The sequence below is a fragment of the Saccharomonospora iraqiensis subsp. iraqiensis genome (assembly GCF_000430445.1).
Lineage (GTDB): Bacteria > Actinomycetota > Actinomycetes > Mycobacteriales > Pseudonocardiaceae > Saccharomonospora > Saccharomonospora iraqiensis.
In genome coordinates, this window is the sequence record NZ_KE387031.1 from 1 (window position 1) to 1602 (window position 1602).

The 1602-nt window shown below is 74.7% G+C and carries 2 protein-coding genes and 1 pseudogene; 2 read left to right on the plus strand and 1 reads right to left on the minus strand.

Going from position 1 to position 1602, the window contains the following annotated elements:
- Positions 1–67 precede the first annotated feature (67 nt).
- Positions 68–592 (plus strand): hypothetical protein, encoded by a 525-nt coding sequence (locus tag ACTIR_RS0100610; protein ID WP_026452835.1) that lies wholly within the window; start codon positions 68–70, stop codon positions 590–592.
- A gap of 27 nt (positions 593–619) precedes the next feature.
- On the opposite strand, the gene ACTIR_RS0100615 is transcribed toward ACTIR_RS0100610, so the two are convergent.
- Positions 620–1195, minus strand: coding sequence for a bacterial proteasome activator family protein (locus ACTIR_RS0100615; RefSeq protein WP_026452836.1), 576 nt, complete (start codon positions 1193–1195; stop codon positions 620–622).
- Positions 1196–1352: 157 nt separating this feature from the next.
- On the opposite strand from ACTIR_RS0100615, the pseudogene ACTIR_RS26130 reads away from it, so the two are divergent.
- Positions 1353–1602 (plus strand): annotated as a pseudogene (locus ACTIR_RS26130) (cysteine desulfurase-like protein); the annotation flags it as partial.

Here is a 1602-nt window from a genome sequence, read left to right on the forward strand (position 1 = left end):
ACGCCGCCGCCCGGGGAGCCCGTGCCGTGCCGGTGGCCGCGGCCGTGTTCACCGTGGCGTGGTGGTCATGGCGGGTGTGACGCCGCGGGACCTGCCGCTGATGGCGAACTACGGGCCCGACCTGGAGCGCGCCCAGGTCGCCATCGGTGCGGGGCTGGCGCGCGCCGAGGTGCCGGCACCCGAGCGCACCGTCGCCGTCCCGCGTCCGGGGGCGATCCCGTACCACAGCGGCTGGGAGGCACTCGACTACACCGGCCGCGTCGGCACCACCCGCGGCGACGACGACACGGACCCGACGTCCGCGGTGCGCCGGGCCCACCCCACCGTGGTGGTCGTCCCGTCCCCCGGCCCGTACGTGCCGCGGACGGCGCAGGGGCTCCGGGTGCCCGAGGCCGTCGCCGGGTACCGGCTGCTCGCCCAGGTGCGGATGCGGGAGGGGAACTGGCAGCACGTGTTCGCGCTCCCCGAGTGGGCCGCCCCCGTCACCACCGCCGTGGCCGACAGCGTCCGGGACACCGGGGACGGACGGGCACCCGAGCGGTACGAGGCCTCCCTCGACCGCTGGCTCGACCGGGTGTTCGGCCGTCTGTGACGGTGTCCGGCCGGGGGTGCCGGCCGGTCAGAGGTACTGGCCGGTGTTCATTCCCGGACCGTGCTGGTCACCGCCGCCACCGCTCTGGCCGCCCTGCCCGGGGGGAAGGCCCCGGCGCATCTGCTCCAGCTGCGTGCGTGCGGCCATCTGCTGGGCGAACAGGGCCGTCTGGATCCCGTGGAAGAGCCCCTCGAGCCAGCCGACGAGCTGTGCCTGCGCGACCCGCAGTTCCGCGTCCGAGGGGGTGCTGTCCGCGGTGAACGGCGCCACCAGACGCTCCAGCTCCTGCTGCAGCTCGGGTGCCAGGGCCTGTTCCAGCTCCTTGATGGAGGTCGCGTGGATCTCGCGCAGCCGGTTGCGGCTGGCCTCGTCCATCGGAGCGGCCCGCACCTCCTCCAGGAGCTGCTTGATCATCGTGCCGATCCGCATGACCTTGGCCGGTTCCTCGACCATGTCCCCGACCGACTCGGACTGCTCGTTCCCCTCGCCCGGATTGATCCGCGCCGTACCCATGGGCTGCCCGTCCGGGCCCACCACGACCACGTGCTGTGACCCGTCGTCTCGGCCGCCGGCTGCGTCCTCGGGGTTCGTCGGCTCCGTCATACGCTCCATCCCTGGATCGACTCGGTACGCGCCGCCGGTCCGTCCGGCGGTGGGTCGCCTCTCCTGCCTTCGCCCAGAGTAGTCGGGCCGGGCCGACACCGGACCGGACAGGGCGGCCCCCGCGTCGGGCGATGTTACCCGTCCGTACGGTGTGCGCATGGCGTTCGACGTCGCCCGGATCCGAGGGTTGTACCCCGGCCTGGGCGCCGGTGGGGTCCGCCTCGACGGCTCCGCCGGGATGCTGGTCCCCGAGGAGGTGGCCTCGGCGGTGTGCACGGCGATGCGCACCCCGGTCTCCGCGCCCGGTGGCGCGTTCCCCGCCTCCCGGCGGGCCGACGAGTTCCTCGCCGAGGCCCGCGCCGCGGTGGCCGATTTGGTCGGTGCGCGCCCGGAGACGGTGGTGCTCG

Bases quoted from the DNA above. Each gene is read 5' to 3' on its own strand.
- ACTIR_RS0100615 (WP_026452836.1), bottom strand. From the start codon at position 1,195: ATGACGGAGCCGACGAACCCCGAGGACGCAGCCGGCGGCCGAGACGAC.
- ACTIR_RS0100610 (WP_026452835.1), top strand. From the start codon at position 68: ATGGCGGGTGTGACGCCGCGGGACCTGCCGCTGATGGCGAACTACGGG.